The sequence below is a fragment of the Symbiobacterium ostreiconchae genome (assembly GCF_055396975.1).
Genome location: NZ_AP042454.1, coordinates 1,703,045 through 1,719,107, shown reverse-complemented (window position 1 = coordinate 1,719,107; position 16,063 = coordinate 1,703,045). Strand labels below are relative to the sequence as shown.

Annotated in this window: 9 protein-coding genes and 1 pseudogene; 6 read left to right on the top strand and 4 right to left on the bottom strand. The window is 69.9% G+C overall.

Translation table 11 applies throughout. The features are described 5' to 3' along the window. Positions 1 to 27: 27 nt before the first annotated feature. Positions 28 to 1,461, bottom strand: a complete 1,434-nt coding sequence (locus tag ACZ5UM_RS08420) for an SLC13 family permease (protein ID WP_464848144.1) — start codon at positions 1,459 to 1,461, stop codon at positions 28 to 30. Positions 1,462 to 1,751: 290 nt separating this feature from the next. Between ACZ5UM_RS08420 and ACZ5UM_RS08415 the strand changes: the two genes are divergently transcribed. The 5 genes from ACZ5UM_RS08415 to lpdD all read left to right on the top strand — a co-directional run bounded on the left by ACZ5UM_RS08415 (position 1,752) and on the right by lpdD (position 6,396). After that, positions 1,752 to 2,393 (top strand): response regulator transcription factor, encoded by a 642-nt coding sequence (locus ACZ5UM_RS08415; RefSeq protein WP_464848141.1) that lies wholly within the window; start codon positions 1,752 to 1,754, stop codon positions 2,391 to 2,393. Further along, positions 2,386 to 4,467, top strand: coding sequence for an ATP-binding protein (locus ACZ5UM_RS08410; RefSeq protein WP_464848138.1), 2,082 nt, complete (start codon positions 2,386 to 2,388; stop codon positions 4,465 to 4,467). Before ACZ5UM_RS08415 ends, ACZ5UM_RS08410 begins: the two co-directional genes overlap by 8 nt. Next, entirely contained in the window at positions 4,427 to 4,837 is a 411-nt protein-coding gene (locus tag ACZ5UM_RS08405; RefSeq protein ID WP_464848137.1) for a response regulator, read from the top strand. The genes ACZ5UM_RS08410 and ACZ5UM_RS08405 overlap by 41 nt, the downstream gene beginning before the upstream one ends. Before the next feature lie 106 nt (positions 4,838 to 4,943). Next, the gene (locus ACZ5UM_RS08400) at positions 4,944 to 5,501 is read left to right on the top strand and encodes an ECF transporter S component (RefSeq protein WP_464848135.1); all 558 of its coding nucleotides are present in this window, start codon (positions 4,944 to 4,946) and stop codon (positions 5,499 to 5,501) included. Between the two features lie 4 nt (positions 5,502 to 5,505). Beyond that, positions 5,506 to 6,396, top strand: coding sequence for a prenylated flavin chaperone LpdD (gene lpdD / locus ACZ5UM_RS08395; RefSeq protein WP_464848134.1), 891 nt, complete (start codon positions 5,506 to 5,508; stop codon positions 6,394 to 6,396). Positions 6,397 to 7,051: 655 nt separating this feature from the next. Here lpdD and ACZ5UM_RS08390 read toward each other — a convergent pair. From ACZ5UM_RS08390 to ACZ5UM_RS08380, 3 genes and pseudogenes are all read right to left on the bottom strand, one after another. Beyond that, positions 7,052 to 7,402, bottom strand: a pseudogene (locus ACZ5UM_RS08390) (erythromycin esterase family protein); the annotation flags it as partial. A 581-nt stretch (positions 7,403 to 7,983) separates the two neighbouring features. Then, on the bottom strand, positions 7,984 to 11,670 hold the full coding sequence (locus ACZ5UM_RS08385; protein ID WP_464848132.1) for a DNA polymerase III subunit alpha: 3,687 nt from the start codon (positions 11,668 to 11,670) through the stop codon (positions 7,984 to 7,986). A gap of 405 nt (positions 11,671 to 12,075) precedes the next feature. Further along, positions 12,076 to 12,936 carry an aldo/keto reductase gene (locus tag ACZ5UM_RS08380; RefSeq protein WP_464848129.1) on the bottom strand — a complete coding sequence of 287 codons (861 nt, stop codon included), beginning with the start codon at positions 12,934 to 12,936 and terminating at the stop codon, positions 12,076 to 12,078. A gap of 156 nt (positions 12,937 to 13,092) precedes the next feature. Between ACZ5UM_RS08380 and ACZ5UM_RS08375 the strand changes: the two genes are divergently transcribed. Beyond that, positions 13,093 to 16,062, top strand: coding sequence for a DEAD/DEAH box helicase (locus ACZ5UM_RS08375; RefSeq protein ID WP_464848128.1), 2,970 nt, complete (start codon positions 13,093 to 13,095; stop codon positions 16,060 to 16,062). The last annotated feature ends 1 nt before the right edge of the window (position 16,063 follow it).

Genomic DNA, 16,063 nt, shown 5'->3' with positions numbered 1-16,063 from the left:
GACACCTCCATACACAGTGGTTGGGTATTACAGCAGGCCGGTCAGCATCCACCAGGGAACCTGGACCAGCAAGGTGACCACGAACGTTGCGACCGTGAGCGGGATGCCCAGTCGGAGGGTCTCGGCGTCGCCGTACATGCCCGCCGCATCCCCCTGGCCGACCAGCACGTTCATGTGGTGGAAGGGCAGGAGGTAGTGCATCGACACGGTGGTGTACACCAGCAGCGAAGCCACCATGGGGTTGATGCCGGCCGCCTGGGCGAAGAGGATCAGGGCCGGTGCGGCGATGCCGATCACGGCCAGGGCGCTGCCCAGGACCATGTGGATGACCATGGTCACGGCGGTGGCGATGGCGGCGAAGATGAACACGTTGCTGGGGATGGTGGAGGGCAGGACCACCGAGGCCACCCACTCGTTCATCCCGGTGACATCGCCCACCTTGCCGATGGCCTGTGCGGCCGTGAGGAAGAACAGCGTGCCGATGGGGACAGCGCTCCAGGAAGAGGGTTTCAGCACATCGCCGATCTTGGGCAGGGCCAGGCCGACGGCCATCAGGGCGGCGATCCAGCCGGGGTGGATCCCGTGGACCGAGTCGGTGGCCCACAGGAGGACCGCCAGGGCGACCCAGAAGAGCGTCCGCTTCTCCACGCCGGTCATGCCGCCGAGGTTCTGAAGTTCCTTGCGGATGTCTTCCTTGTTGACCTCAAACTTCTGGCTGGGCTTGAAGAGCCAGAGCTGAAGGAGGCAGGTGAGGACCGAGGCCACGATGCCCGGGACGGCCATCTGCTTGGCCCACTCCAGCCAGGTGAGGGTGACGTTGCCGGCCGTGCCGCCGACCATGTTGAGCACGCTGTCGCCGGTGAGCAGGATCATCGAGGTGGGCGCCGATCCGGCGAAGACCGCCAGGCCGATGATCGCGGCGTCCTTCTTGGGCATGTCCGTGCTCTTGATCAGCACCGCCATGACCGACATGATCAGGAACGACCGCGGCCAGGGGTGCGGGATCAGGAAGCTCAGCAGGGCCCCGAGGACGTAGGCCGACACGACGATGCTGGTGAACGAGTTCACGAACTTCAGGATAAACAGGTATGAGATGCGCTTGCCGAGACCGGACTCCTGAACGGCGGTGGCGATGAGGTAGCCGCCGACCACCAGGTAGACCAGCGGCGTCGACCACAGGGAGAAGACGGTGCTCGCGGGAGCCACGCCGAGGACCACCCAGCCGACCAGCATGAGCACCGACGTGTACCCGGGCTGCAGGACGCCCGCGGCCCACCACACGACACCGAACAGGCTGATCGCCAGTGCGCGGCGGCCTTCCACACTCAGACCGGGGATCGGGCTGAACATGACCGCCAGCAGGACCGCCAGGCCGAGCACGGCGCCGATCTCGCGCTTTCTGGCGCCAAGGGAGATGCGCCTGGCCTCTGTCCGCTGGGCAGCGGCAGTTGCCGAACCCATGGGAACACCTCCTCAGTTGTGGGTTGGAACCCGGGTGGAAGCGAACGCCGCGGCTGCGCTGCCGACTTCAGCGTACCACCGCGCTGTCGTCAGACCTATTGGGCAAATGGGCGAAATGTGGGGGGCGCGGCCTCATCCTCGGAAAAAGGGACTAAGCCATGCGGCGAATGGTCAGGGGGACTAGTCATGGCTTACCATAAAGAAAATGGGGCCCTTCTGGGCCCTGCCCCCCTGTCGCTGGTCCTGTTCCTGCAAGGTCGCCGCACTAGATCGGTAAGGGACGGATGAGAATGAGCCAGACTGGCAAGGCGCAGTACGCGGACCTGTTCGCCCAGCTCCAGACGATCCAGGACGAGCTTGCGGCCCGGCTGGAAGTCTGCCTGGTCCTGGTGAGCCCGCGCGGCCGGGAGGTCACGCTGCCCTCGGGGATGCCGCTTGCCTGCAACCGCCGCGAGTGCACGGCGAAGCATCCCGCGTGCCTGCAGGCGCCGGCCGGGACGGCGGAACCGAAGATCGCCCGGTGCCCCTTCGGCCTCTACTGGACCGCCTTCCCCACCTCCCTCCAATCCAGCGAGGGCGAGCTGTACCTGCACGCGGGCCGCACCGCCACCGCCGACCAGATCGCCGCGCACCTGCCGCTGCTCACCGAGCTCTACACGCTCCCCCTGGCCGTGCCGGTGGTGGCGCGCAAGGAGCCGGCCCGGGCCCTGCCCGACGCGGACCCCATCCTCACGGCCCAGGAGCGCAAGGTGCTGGCCTGTATCGCGGCGGGCATGACCAACAAGGAGATCGCCCGCCGCCTCTGCATCAGCCTGAGCACCGTGAAGTCGCACATCAGCAGCGTGTTCAAGAAACTGGGGCTCACCAACCGCACCGAGGCGACCATCTACGCGCTGAAGAACGGCATCACCCTGGAGGGAGAAGATGTTTAGGCGGTGGATCCGGCGGCAGGAGTCCTTCTCCCACCTCTGGCTGCGGACCCACATCCTGCTGACCATCCTGTTCTTCGGCCTGTTCATCGTCTTCATCATCACCGTCATGTTCACCCGGCTGGACCGCAACATCGCCTCGCTGCTGGAGCGGACGCAGACCATCTCGTGGCAGGCCATGAACAGCTTTTTCGCGACCGAACGGGCCGCGCTCGAGGCGGCGATGGCCTCCGGGGACGACCTGCCGGCCCTGGCCCGGGCCCTGGACCGCCAGCAGGCGGTGGACATCTGGTTCGTGACCGACGAAGCGGGACGGATCCTCCGGTCCAACCTGCCCGGAGAATCTGTCCCGCCGCAGTTCCTGGCCGCGGCCGCCCGGAGCCGGGAGAACGGGGAGGCCAGCGAGGTCTTCGAACTGCTGGAGCTGCGCGAACTGGCCGCCTACAGCCCTGAGCTGGCCGGGCGGGCGGTGGTGAAGAGCGCAGACCCAGGTGTCACCTACGGCGCCCTGTTCCAGGTGCTGGCGGTGCCCTACCGCCCCGCCGACGGCCCGGTGCGCGGGGCCGTCGTCGCCGCCCGCCTGCTCAACAACAACTGCGCCGTCGCCGAGCAGGTCCAGCGGGAGATCCCCGACTCCTTCTCCACCATCAGCGCCCGGGGCATCCGGGTCGCCGGGAACCTGGAGATCACCGAAGGGCCGACCTACCACGGCATCGGGCGGCAGCAGGCGGAAGAGCTGATCGCCACCGTGATGCGGGGCGAGCGGTACAACGGCCGGGTCGTGCTCACCGACCGCCTGGTGCACCTGGTCGTCTCCGACCCGATCCGCAACAGCCAGGGTGAGGTGGTCGGGGCGCTGACCACCGGCCACCCGTCGCAGGGGCTGGCGACCTTGAAGCGCGACACCACGGTCTACATCCTGGCCTCCGCCGTCCTCTCCTTCCTGGCGGCGGTGTCCAGCAGCTCCTACGTCTCGCACCGGCTCTCGCAGCCCATCGTACGGCTCGGGAACATCGTCAAGCGGCTCTCCGAGGCCGAGGAGGTCCAGCCGGAGCACATCGCCATGCTGGAGGCGCTGCCGGCGCCGCGCACCGGCGAGGTGCAGGCCCTGCAGAACTACCTCACCTTGGCGACGAAGACCCTCTACCAGAAGAACCGGGAGATCATCGGCTACCTGGAGCGCATCGAGAGCGACCGTAACCGGCTGCAGCACCTGACGGCCCGGCTACAGCACCTGAACGAGACCCTGGAGGCCCAGGTCGAGGAGAAGACCCTGGAGCTGCGGGTGGCGATGCTCGACCTGCTGGAGTCCAACCAGCTGAAGGACAAGTTCCTGGCCAACACCAGCCACGAGCTGCGCACGCCGCTCAACTCCATCATCGGCTTCTCCGATGCGCTGCTGAGCGGCCTCTACGGCGAACTCACCGACCAGCAGCGGACCCGGGTGCAGATCATCCACGACAGCGCCAGCTACCTGCTGCAGCTCATCAACGACCTGCTGGAGATGTCGGTGCTGGCCCAGGGCAGACTCCAACTGGACCTGCAGGAGATGGACGTGCACGAGGTGCTGATGTCCGTGGCCGCCATCGTCCGGCAGCAGTGCGAGGAGAAGGGCGTCCGCCTGTCGCTGAGGCTGGCCGAAGGCCGGCTCCCAATTACCGCAGATCCGACCCGGATCAAACAGGTACTGTACAACCTGCTCTCCAATGGTGTACGGTTTACCCCCGAGGGGGGAACGATTACCGTCTCGACTTCGTCTGGACCAGAAGAGGTCAAGATCGCCATAGCGGACACCGGCATCGGCATTCCGGAGAAGGACCTGTACCACGTGTTCGACGAGTTCTACCAGGCCGAGAACCGCGCCTCGACGGGGCGGGGCGGCTTCGGCCTTGGGCTGCCCCTCTCGAAGAAGCTCGTGGAGGCCCACGGCGGCCGGATTGAGCTCCGGAGCCGCGTCGGGGCAGGCACGACCGTGACGGTCTACCTGCCGGTCCGGCCCGCGGATTCCGGTTCACAGCAGCAGAGGAGATTCAGCGATGGACGAGAAGAAGGCAAGCATCCTGATCGTGGAAGATGACAAGAACAGCGCGATGCTGATCATGGACCTGCTCACCGCACACGGCTACGGCGTCACCACGGTGGAGAGCGGCAAGGCCGCCACGGCGCTGATCGAGCAGCGCCCCTTCGACCTGGTGATCCTGGACCTGCGCCTGCCGGAGCAGACCGGCTTCGTGGTGGCCGAGACCATCCGGCGCAACCCGGCCACCGCGCACATCCCGATCGTCGTGGTGAGCGCCTACACCGACCGCCAGAACCGGCTGCGGGCGTACCGCTCCGGGGTCAACTTCGTCCTGAGCAAGCCCATCGACACCGCGGAGCTGGTGCTGGTCGTGCAGAACATCCTGGCCACGAACCGCCCGAGCCCACCTCCCGGCTTAGTCCCTTAGGATGAGGCCGGCCCGCGGGCTCGGGCTTTCCCCCCATCGGCCAGTTATGTCGCCCGGAGCCGCCATGGTAGCCTGTACATAGGCAGACCGAAAGGAGGCGCAGCCTATGTCGGCTACCACGGACTCGATGAAGCTTGTGCGGCAGATCACCACCTCGGGCATCCTGTCGGCCCTGGCGGTGGTCCTGGCCCTTATCGTACGGTTCCCGCTGCTGCCCTCGGCCCCGTTCCTGATGTACGAGCCCAGCGACGTCCCGCTGCTGCTGGGCGCCTTCCGGCTCTCGCCGCTGTGGGTCACCGGCATCTCCGCCGCGGTGGCCGTGGTCATGGGGCTGACGGGCACGGGCGGCATCATCGGCATGGTCAGCCGCTTCGTCGGCAGCGCCGCCCTGGCACTCACGGCGGCCGTCGTCTACCGGCGGCTCGCAGGGCGCAGCCGGAGCAAGCTGATCAGCGTCGCCGCCGGCATCGCGGTGTACACCCTCGCCGAGATCGCGCTGACCATCATCCTCGGGCCGCTCTTCTTCGGCGACGTGCGCATGGCCCTGGCGATGATCCTGCCGGTGATCATCCCGTTCAACCTGCTGAAGGGCACGATCAACGGCGTGGCGGCGCTCATCGTCGACGCGGGCGTGAGCGCCTGGGCAAACAGAAGGAGTGCGTGATCGCATGAGCAACCAGGTGGAGCTGACCGGCCGAGTCGTCACCGGACTGGGCGTCGCGGCGCCCGCCACCTCGCTGGACTGGTTCCGGGCGGCGATGCAGCGGCTGTGGGGGTTCGAACCCGTTCCGGGCACGCTCAACGTCATCGCGGACGGGGAAGGCGACCGGCGGGAGGCCGACCGGCTGTTCCTCACCGCCAGCACGGTGCTGGTGCCCCCGACGCCGGACCTGTGCTGCGCGCTGCTGGTCCCGGCCCGGATCGGCAGGGGGGACCGCTCCCTGCCGGCGGTCATGTTCCGGCCGATGGTCCACGGCTACAACCCGGCGCAGCTGGAGTTCCTGGCGCCGGTGAACCTGCGGGAGGCGCTGGGGTTGCAGGACGGCGACGAGATCACCATCTCCGCCGTGGACGCCAAGCCCGCGCACAAGTGGGTCGCCCCCGAGGGATCGGACACCGGCGGGCAGGCGTCGTCCAACATGCCGGGCGTGCAGACCGGCCAGGCCCGCCTGGTGGTCGACCTCTCCATCGGCCCGCTGGAGTGCCAGGTACTCTGGGCGATCACGCAGCAGGGGATCACGGTGTCGCTGTTCGGCGGCATCCCGCACGTGGGCTCCACGGCGTTGGCCATCCCCCGGCCGAGCCTGAAGGACCCGTCCCGGACCAGCGCCACCTCGTCGGTGCTGAACGTGACGGGCCACAAGGACGACGAGCTGGCCCGCCGGCTGGCGGAGTCGCTGGCCGCCGGGCTGAACCGGGTCGTGGCGGTGACGGCGGGGGTGCATGCGGGCCCCGAGGGGGTCTACGACCTGCCGGTGGAGGATCTGAAGCGGATCATCGGCATCGTCGGGCGGGTGGACGAGATCATCCGCATGGCGGCGGGGCAGGGGAAGGTGTAGTACACGCGGACGATAATACCCCGGCTGGGAAGCGGAACGCTTTCCGGCCGGGGTTGTTGTTCTCAGCGGCACCCCCCAGGTGCGTGGGGCCGGCGGCGGGGCGGGCTGAGCCGGGTACGAGATCAACGGTTTACCCCCACGCGCGTGGGGACGACGTTCCAACTTCCACCTTAACGCCGCCGCTGATCGGTTCACCCCCACGCGCGTGGGGACGACGGCGGGGGCCGGGGTTTTGGGGACCAAAATGTCGGTTCACCCCCACGCGCGTGGGGACGACGCGATCTTCCGACCGTCAGCGCCAGCGGCGAACGGTTCACCCCCACGCGCGTGGGGACGACACTAACGAAAACCGCATGGGATAAGCCCTCTTTTCTGAGAACCGGGGTTCTAGTATCAGTTCAGCAACCACCTAACTATCTCCATATCACCATAATTCTCCAAGAATTGCCCGCACCCCTGCTCCAAAAACCGGTGTGCCGATCACAACTCACTCGAACGCCGCCGCCTCCATCCGATCAACACAGTAAACCCCATCAAACACCCGCCGCCAGTTCACACAGCGCTCCTGCGCGTGCTCCAGCCCACTCATCACGAACGCATCCTCCCTCTCATCCGCCCGCAGGTCCAAGAAGGCCTCCCGCAGCCCCCGCCGGTGAAGCCCAGCCTCCAGGCTGTCCGGGCGGGCCGGGGCAGTGTGCTCCGGCGTGAAAGCATTCCGCCATGCCTTGGATGCGCATTCCCCCTGGTAGCACACCACGGCAATCGAGTAGACCGCCTCGCCCAGCTCGTCTGCGAGCACCCCGCCCATCGGCCGGTCCGAGTACCGCTGCAGTTGTCGGCCGTACTCCGGGTCGACCCGGGCGATCTCCTCCGGCCCCTTGGCGGCGTGGTAGTTGTGCGTCCAGACGAGGCGTGGCGGGCCGCGCCGTCCAGGCTCCGCAGCTCCTGCCGCCAGAAGGCGGCATCCGGGCCGTCGTCCGACTCGGCCCGGCGGATCAGATCCCACAGGAACTCGAAGAAGACCTCCCGGTCCAGCGCGCACACCTTGTGCGCAATCTCCTGCGCCAGCATCCCTTCCACCAGCTGCCGGAACGTCCGGTATGGCTCCGTTTCGACCAGACCCGGGTCCAACCGCCGGACGTACGCCTCCAGTTCGGCGGCGAGGTGCTTCCTGGCATCCCGCCCCACGTGGCGCGGGTCCACGCCGCCGATGCGTAACGGCCGGTCGGTGCCCACGCGCCGCCGCACCAGGTGCCAGAGCGGCGCCATCTGCCGGGTCATGCGCCAGAACCCGTACACGTTGGGCCGCACCCGCGCATCCACGTCCGACGGGCCCGTCAGCCGCTCCCACGCCCGAGTCAGGGAGAAGAAGCACGCCTCGAAGGGCAGTACGTCGAACCCGCAGTGCAGGTGCAGGTACTCCACCAGCCGGGCCTTCGCGGCGAAGGCGCCGCCGTCCCCGTGGTTCTGCTCGCCCAGCAGGACGATCCTCGCATCCCCGATCGCCTCCCCCATGGCGACCAGCGACGCCGGGCCCGTGATCGGGTGCGCGGCCCGCAACAGATGCTCCACCTTTCCCTCTCCCCCTCACTTCACCACGACCGACTGCTCCCCCACGATCCGGGCCAGGGCGTTCACCAGCGACGGCGTCACCGTCACCCGCAGGTGCTCGTGCACCTCGATCCACTTGCCCGCCGGCTCCATCTTGATCCGTACCGGCGTCTGCCCCGGATGGGCGCGCAACACCCGCTCCACCTTGCGCATCAGCGGCGAATCCTGGTCCCGCGCCGGGACCCGCAGGTACACGCACTTCGGCTGCGGCGCCGCGGGCGGCTCGGTGCGGGCCTCGCCCATCGTCTCACCCCCGGCGGGCGGCACCGGCTGCCGAACGGGTTCACGTACGGGCTCACGCGCGGATCCGCGCTCGGGCACCCGCATCGGTTCCCGCGCCGCCCTACGCCCTGGCTCCCGCACGGGCTCCCGAGCGGGCTCACGCCCCGGCTCCCGCGCCGGCTGCCGGGCCGGCTCCCGAACCGGCACTGGCGCAGCCTCCCCGGCGGCCCCTTCCCCCGCCTCCGGCGGCGCTGGCCGCCGGGGCTTTTCGTCGTCCCGGAGCAGAGTCACCTCGTCCGCCAGCAGCTTCACCTCGTCCTCCTGCACCTGCAGCCGGCCCCGCACCAGCAGCGGCTGCTCCTCCCGAAGCACCCGGGCGCAGGCCTGCAGCACCCGCGGGAAGAGCACCACCTCCAGCTGGCCGGTCTGGTCCTCCAGCGTCAGGAAGGCCATGTTGGCGCCGGACCGGGTGGTCACCTGCTTCAGCCCGGCCACCATGCCGCCCACCGCCACCCGGGCGCCGTCCCGCTGCTCCGGCAAGGCCGCCACCGGCAGGCAGCCGTGGGCCGCGAGCGCCGCCTGGTACTGCCGGAGGGGATGGCCCGACACGTAGAACCCCAGGACCTCCTTCTCCATCGCCAGCAGCCGCTGGGGCGGGAACTCGGGGATGTCCGGCAGCGGCTCCTCGCCGGCCGTGCCCGGCCCTGCCACCCCCAGGTCGAAGAGCGAGATCTGCCCCGCCTGCCGGTGCCGCTGCAGCTTCTGGGCGTCATCCAGGATCTTGTCCAGCGCCTCCAGCATCTGCGACCGGCGGGCCGGCCGGCCGCCGGGGGGCGCCACCCGGTCGAAGGCCCCGGCCATGATCAGCGACTCCAGCGCCCGCCGGTTGAGCGGCCGCAGGTCCACCCGCTCGCACAGGTCCCGGAGGCTGGTGAAGGGGCCCCCCTCCTCCCGGGCGGCGACGATGGCGTCGACGGCGTTCCAGCCGATGTTCTTCACCGCCCCCAGGCCGAAGCGGATCGTGTTCCCGTCGGGCACGAACCGGGCGAAAGACGTGTTCACGTCCGGCGGCAGGACCTGGATGCCCAGCCGGCGGCACTCTTCCATGTAGAGCGCCAGCTTCGCCTCCTGGCCCATCACCGAGTTCATCAGGGCGGCCATGAAGGCCACCGGGTGGTGCCGCTTCAAGTAGGCGGTCTGGTAGGCCACCTTGGCGTACGGCGTCGCGTGGCACTTGTTGAAACCGTAGTTGGCGAAGCGGATCATCTGGTCGTAGAGGGCCGTCGCCACCTCGTGGCTGTAGCCCCGCTGCTCCAGGGCCTCCATGAACAGGCGGCCGTACTTCTCCATGTCCTCGCGCTTCTTCTTGGCGATGGCCCGGCGCAGCAGGTCCGCCTGCCCCAGCGTCATTCCGGCCAGCCGGTGGGCGATCTGGATGATCTGCTCCTGGTAGACCATCACACCGTAGGTCTCGCTCAGGATCGGCTCCAGGTCCGGGTGCAGGTACCTGACCGCCTCCGGGTTCTGCTTGCCGGCGATGTAGTCGGGAATGTGCTCCATCGGCCCCGGCCGGCAGAGGGAGATGGTGGCGATGATGTCCTCGAAACGGGTGGGCTTCATCTGCCGGAGCACGTCGGCCACCCAGCCCGCCTCGATCTGAAAGAGCCCCAGCGTCTCCCCCCGGGCGATCATCGCGTAGGTCTCGGGGTCGTCCAGGGGGATCTTCTCTATATCAAAGTCGGGCTGGTACCGGCGCACGAACTTCACGGCGTGGTCGATCACCGTCAGCGTCCGCAGCCCCAGGAAGTCCATCTTCAGCAGGCCGATCTCCTTGAGCTGGTCCATGTCGAACTGGGTGACGATGGAGTCGTCGCCCATCTTGTACAGCGGCACGTGCTCCACCAGGGGATCGGCGGTGATGACCACCCCGGCCGCGTGGACCGACGGGTTGCGGGGCATCCCCTCCACCGCCCGGGCGGTGTCGATGAGCGTCCGGATCTCCTCCCGCTCCTGGTAGAGGGCGCGCAGCTCCTCCGTCTTCTCCAGGGCGGCGTCCAGCGACTGGCCCCAGGGCAGGAGCTTCGCCACCCGGTCGACCTCAGCGTAGCTCATGCCGAGGGCGCGGCCCACGTCCCGCACCGCCGCCCGGGCCGCCATGGTGTTGAAGGTGATCACCTGGGCGACGCAGTCGGCCCCGTACTTGTTGTGGACGTACTCGATGACCTCGCCCCGCCGCTCGTAGCAGAAGTCGATGTCGAAGTCGGGCATGTCCACCCGCTCCGGGTTCAGGAACCGCTCGAAGAGCAGGCCGTAGCGCAGGGGGTCGACGTCGGTGATGCCCAGCACGTAGGCGACCAGCGACGACGCGCCCGAGCCCCGCCCCGGCCCCACGGGGATGGACCGGGAGCGGGCGTACTCCACGAAGTCCCAGACGATCAGGAAGTAGCCCGCGAAGCCCATGCTGATGATCACGCTGAGCTCGTGCTCCAGCCGCTCCATCGCGCCCTCGGGCGGCTTCCCGCCGTAGCGCGGCCCGATGCGCTCGTAGCAGAGCTTGCGCAGGTAGCCCGGCGCGTCGTAGCCGGGGGGCAGGGCGTAGTGGGGCAGGTGGATCTCCCCCATGGGCAGCTCCACGTTGCACCGCTCGGCGATGGCGAGGCTGTTCTCCAGGGCGCCGGGGACGTGGCCGAACCGCCAGTACATCTCCTCGGCCGACTTGACGTACATCTCGGCCGTGTTCATGCGGAGGCGGTTGGGGTCGTCGATGGTCTTGTTGGTGCCGATGCAGATCAGCACGTCCTGGGTGCGGGCATCCTGCGGTCCCAGGTAGTGGGCGTCGTTGGTGGCCACCACGGGCAGCCCCTGCTCCAGCAGGAAGCGGTTGAGCCCCTGCTGCTCCGGCAGGCCCAGGTCCTGCAGCTCCAGGAAGTAGTGGTCGGGTCCGAAGATCTCCCGGTAGCGGCCGATGGCCTGCCGGGCCTCCTCCACCTGGCCGGCGAGGAACTTCTGCGACACCTCGCCGGCCAGGCACCCGGAGAGGACGATCAGCCCCTTCCGGTAGGTGTTGAGCAGCTCCAGGTCGACCCGAGGCTTGTAGTAGAACCCCTCGGTGTAGCCGGCGGAGACCAGCTTCACCAGGTTCTTATAGCCGGTGTAGTCCTCCGCCAGCACCGTGAGGTGGTATGGCTTCTCGCCGCCGGTCTTCACGTGCCGGGAGCCGGGAGCCACGTAGAGCTCGCAGCCGATGATCGGCTTCACCCCGTGCCGGCGCATCGCCTTGTAGAAGGGAATGACGCCGAAGAGCACGCCGTGGTCCGTCATGGCCATGGCCTTCATGCCCAGTTCGGCAGCGCGCCGGGCCAGGGGCTCGATGCGGTTGGCCCCGTCCAGCAGCGAGTATTCGGTGTGCAGGTGCAGGTGCACGAACTCCGGCCGGCCCATACCTCCGTCACCTCGCTCCTGCGGCGCTCCCGCGCCGCGCTCACCCTGGGAAATGGATTCGCCGCACGCCCCGACCGAACCTGCATTCGTCCCGAGTCTGACCTGCGCCGCAGGGAGGTAGAATCCAGAGAAGGGACGGCCCCCGCAGCAGACGCCGCAGGGGGCCGGGGGCGGGGCTGTGTACCTGCTGTCTAGTTCCATGGCGGAGAGCGCTCTCCGCTGCAGGATAGCGGAGATGGCGTACAGCTGGACGCCACCTCCTTTCAGCAAGGCGCCCCGCCCTCTTTCCTGCCTTCCCACAAAACACTATATCCCGCAATATGATGCTCCCCGCGCCGCTCACGGCTGCGGGGTTCCTTTTCCCGGGGGCGCACCCATCCCTCCGGGGCCATCACCCGCTGGCGCTCACAGCATCTCCAGCGGCACTTTTCGGGTCGGCGCGGGGAACGCCTGGTCCAGCTCCGCCAGGTCCTCCGGCGTAAGCGAGAGGTCCAGCGCCGCCCGGTTCTCCCGCACGTGCGCCGGCCGGCCGGCCTTCGGGATCACCATGATGTCCTTCTGCCGCAGCAGCCACGCCAGGGCCACCTGGGCCGCCGTGGCGCCGTGGCGGGCCGCCACCCGCTGTAGGGCGGGGTTCCGCAGGATCCGCCCCTGCTCGATCGGCGAGTAGGCCATGATGGGGATGCGCCGGGACCGGCACCAGGGGAGCAGGTCGTACTCGATGCCCCGGCGGCTCAGGTTGTACAGCACCTGGTCGGTGGCCGCCCCGGCCCCGCCCGGCAGCGCCGCCAGTTCCTCCATGTCGTCGGTGTCGAAGTTGCTCACGCCCCAGTACCGGATTTTCCCGGCCCGCTGCAGTTCCTCGAAGGCCTCCAGCGTCTCCGAGAGAGGATGGCGCCCCCGCCAGTGGAGCAGGTAGAGGTCGATCCGGTCCGTGCGGAGCCGGCGCAGCGACCGCTCGCAGGCCGCGATGGTCCCCCGCCGGGACGCATTGCCCGGCAGCACCTTGCTCACCAGGAAGACCTCGTCCCGCCGGCCGGCGATGGCCTCCGCCACCACCTCCTCCGCGCCTCCGTCGGCGTACATCTCGGCGGTGTCAATCAAGGTCATGCCCAGGTCGATGCCCAGGCGCAGGGCCTCTGCCTCCTCCCGCCGGGACCGGCGGTTCTCGCCCATCATCCATGTCCCCTGGCCGAGGACCGGCACCCGCTCGCCGGAGGGCAGGCGGAGCGTCGGAACGGGATGCACAGGATCGCGCGGGGTCATGGGGCACCTCCTCACCGCAGGACTCGTCAGCCCCATGTTACCACAGGCGGGCCCATCCTGGGCCGCAGCGGTCCGCAACCCCGCGGTCCGGCAGGATGCGGCGCAGCCGGGGCAGAACCAATAAAGCCAACTACAGTCAGATTGCGAGGCATTCGGATGCTCACCGTTCACGGCAGCTTCGTCCCTTCCGGCGCCGCCGGTTTCTTCTTCCTCTGGGGGCTGGACCACGGGGCCGCGCCATCCGCCGCGCCCCCGCGGCGGCGCGGCCGCGGCGTTCCCGCCCACCCGTGCGCGGCCGCCCCGGAGGCGCTCTTCCCCGTCCTGCAGGGGCTGCCCTACCTCAGCACCCTCACGCTGGTGCAGTGGCAGCCCGACCCCGAGGGCGCAAACCCGCTCCGGGTCCCGGGGATCGCCCTGTCGCTGCCCAACGCGGTGCAGTGGCTGCTGGACCTGGGCGATCACTTCGACGGCACGCCCCTGCGGCCCGGGCACAGCCTGCAGCTGTGGAGCGTCGCCGCCAAGCTGCTGCTGGAGTTCCTGGCGCGGGGCCGCGTCCTGCCGGTGCTGCAGGCCGAGGCCGGGGTGCTTACGGCGGGCTGGACGCTGCACCTGTCCGACGCCGAGGATGTGCGCCGCCTGACCCGGCTGGCCGCCGGTCTGCCGGATGCCTGCCTGGCCCTCGTGCCGCCCGACCGGAACCCCGGCACGTACCCCCTGCCCGGCGCCGACGGCCTGGTCCACCAGTTCATGCGCACGGCTGCCGCAGGCCTGATCCGGCTCCTCCTGGAGGACGTGCCCCTGCCCGAGCCGCAGTCGCTGCAGGACACCGCCCTGCGCCACTGGCTGGCCGCCCTGGCCGGGGCGGAGGCCCGGGACCTGCCACCGGGCCTGCCCGGCGCGCAGGAGCTGTTCACCGCACTCGACCGCTGGAGCGCCCCCGCCACCGGGGTGCTGGGCCACGCGAGCCTGCGCACGGGGGTGCGGCTCAACCTGCCCGGCCCCGAGACCGACGGCGAGTGGGAGCTGGAGCTGACGCTCCACGCGCCCGGCGAAGGCGCGCTCCCCGTCACCGCCGAGGCGGTCTGGGCGAGCCTGGGCGCCGAGGTGGAGATCGGCGGGCAGCGGTACCAGGGCGCCGAGCAGCGGCTGCTGACCGACCTGCCGGCCATGGCCCGCCTCTTCCCGCCGCTGGCGCCCCTGCTGCAGGATCCCGCCCCCAGCCGCGTGCGCATCCCGGTGGACGACGTGCTGGCCCTGATCCAGGAAGGGGCCCTGCTGCTTCAGCAGGCCGGCCACCCGGTGCTGCTGCCGGCCTCCCTGGTGAAGCCCGCCGCCCTGCGGGTCGGGATGCGCCTGAGCCCCGCCGGGAGCGGCCCCTCCCTGTTCGGGCTGCACCAGATCGTCGCCGTGCGCTGGGACGTCGCCCTGGGCGACAGCCCCCTCACGCTGGACGAGCTGCGCCACCTGGCCCGGCAGAAGCGTCCCCTGGTGCAGATGCACGGCCGGTGGGTGCGGGTGGACGAGCGCACCCTGGCCGCGGTCCTCCGGCGCATCGAGCAGCACGGCGAGCGGATGGAGCTGGGCACCGCGCTGCGCCTGGCCCCCGAGGCGGACGAGGCCACCGCGACCGGCTGGATCGCCGAGCTGCTGGAGCGGCTGCAGGAGCCGGCCCGGATGGAGCCGGTGCCGACGCCGGAGGGCTTTCACGGCACCCTGCGGCCGTATCAGCAGCGGGGGCTCGCGTGGCTCGCGTTCCTGCGCCGCTGGGGCCTGGGCGCCTGCCTGGCCGACGACATGGGCCTCGGCAAGACGGTGCAGCTCATCGCCCTGCTCCTGCACGAGCGGGAGGCCGGGCTGGCCACCGGCCCCACCCTGCTGGTCTGCCCCGTGTCGGTCCTGGGCAACTGGAAGCGGGAGCTCCGCCGCTTCGCCCCGGGCCTGCGGGTCCTGGTGCACCACGGCCCCGACCGGCCGGGCGAGCCGGACTTCGCCCGGGAGGCGGCGGCCCGCGACGTGGTGCTGACCACCTACTCCCTGCTGGCCCGCGACGAGGCCCTGCTGAGCCAGGTGGCCTGGAACGGGATCGTCGCCGACGAGGCGCAGAACCTGAAGAACCCCGACACCCTGCACGCCCGGGCCCTGCGGGGGCTCACCGGCGGCTACCGCATCGCCCTCACCGGCACGCCGGTGGAGAACCACCTGGGCGACCTGTGGTCGCTCTTCCAGTTCCTCAACCCCGGGCTGCTGGGCAGCCGGGAGGAGTTCGAGCGGCGCTACGCCGTGCCGATCCAGCGATACCGGGACGAGGAGGCCGCGGCCCGGCTCCGCCGGCAGGTGGGCCCCTTCATCCTGCGCCGGCAGAAGAGCGACCCCGCCATTGCGCTCGACCTGCCCGACAAGCTGGAGAACACCGAACTGGTGACCCTCTCGGTGGAGCAGGCGGCGCTGTACGAGGCCATCGTGCAGGAGACGCTGGAGCGGGCCGCGCAGGCCGACGGCATCCAGCGGCAGGCGGCGGTCCTCGCGGGCCTCACCCGGCTGAAGCAGGTCTGCAACCACCCCGCGGCCGTCACCGGCGACGGCCCCCTGGTGGGGCGGAGCGGCAAGATCGACCGGCTGGTGGAGCTCCTGCAGGAGGTGCTGGCGGCGGGCGAGCAGGCCCTGCTCTTCACCCAGTTCGCCCGTTTCGGCGGGCGGCTGCAGGCCTACCTGGCGGAGACCCTGGGCTGCGAGGTGCTCTTCCTGCACGGCGGCACACCCCAGCCCGAGCGGGAGCGTCTCATCGCCCGGTTCCAGGCCGGCGAGGCGCCCCTCTTCGTCCTCTCGCTGAAGGCCGGCGGCCTCGGCCTGAACCTCACCGCCGCGACCCACGTCTTCCACGTGGACCGCTGGTGGAATCCGGCGGTGGAGGATCAGGCCACGGACCGGGCCTACCGCATCGGCCAGACGCGCAGGGTGCTGGTGCACCGGCTGATCACCGCCGGCACGCTGGAGGAGCGCATCGACCGGCTGCTGGCCGAGAAGCGGGCCCTGGCGGGCCAGGTGATCACCAGCGGCGAGTCGTGGCTCGGCCGGCTCTCCACCGAGGAGCTGCGGGCCCTGATCGCCCTGGACCGGGAGGCGTAGG

What these genes read in the sequence shown, in the direction of transcription:
- ACZ5UM_RS08420 (WP_464848144.1), bottom strand. Translation starts at nt 1,461, where the DNA reads ATGGGTTCGGCAACTGCCGCTGCCCAGCGGACAGAGGCCAGGCGCATC.
- ACZ5UM_RS08415 (WP_464848141.1), top strand. Translation starts at nt 1,752, where the DNA reads ATGAGCCAGACTGGCAAGGCGCAGTACGCGGACCTGTTCGCCCAGCTC.
- ACZ5UM_RS08410 (WP_464848138.1), top strand. Translation starts at nt 2,386, where the DNA reads ATGTTTAGGCGGTGGATCCGGCGGCAGGAGTCCTTCTCCCACCTCTGG.
- ACZ5UM_RS08405 (WP_464848137.1), top strand. Translation starts at nt 4,427, where the DNA reads ATGGACGAGAAGAAGGCAAGCATCCTGATCGTGGAAGATGACAAGAAC.
- ACZ5UM_RS08400 (WP_464848135.1), top strand. Translation starts at nt 4,944, where the DNA reads ATGTCGGCTACCACGGACTCGATGAAGCTTGTGCGGCAGATCACCACC.
- lpdD (WP_464848134.1), top strand. Translation starts at nt 5,506, where the DNA reads ATGAGCAACCAGGTGGAGCTGACCGGCCGAGTCGTCACCGGACTGGGC.
- ACZ5UM_RS08385 (WP_464848132.1), bottom strand. Translation starts at nt 11,670, where the DNA reads ATGGGCCGGCCGGAGTTCGTGCACCTGCACCTGCACACCGAATACTCG.
- ACZ5UM_RS08380 (WP_464848129.1), bottom strand. Translation starts at nt 12,936, where the DNA reads ATGACCCCGCGCGATCCTGTGCATCCCGTTCCGACGCTCCGCCTGCCC.
- ACZ5UM_RS08375 (WP_464848128.1), top strand. Translation starts at nt 13,093, where the DNA reads ATGCTCACCGTTCACGGCAGCTTCGTCCCTTCCGGCGCCGCCGGTTTC.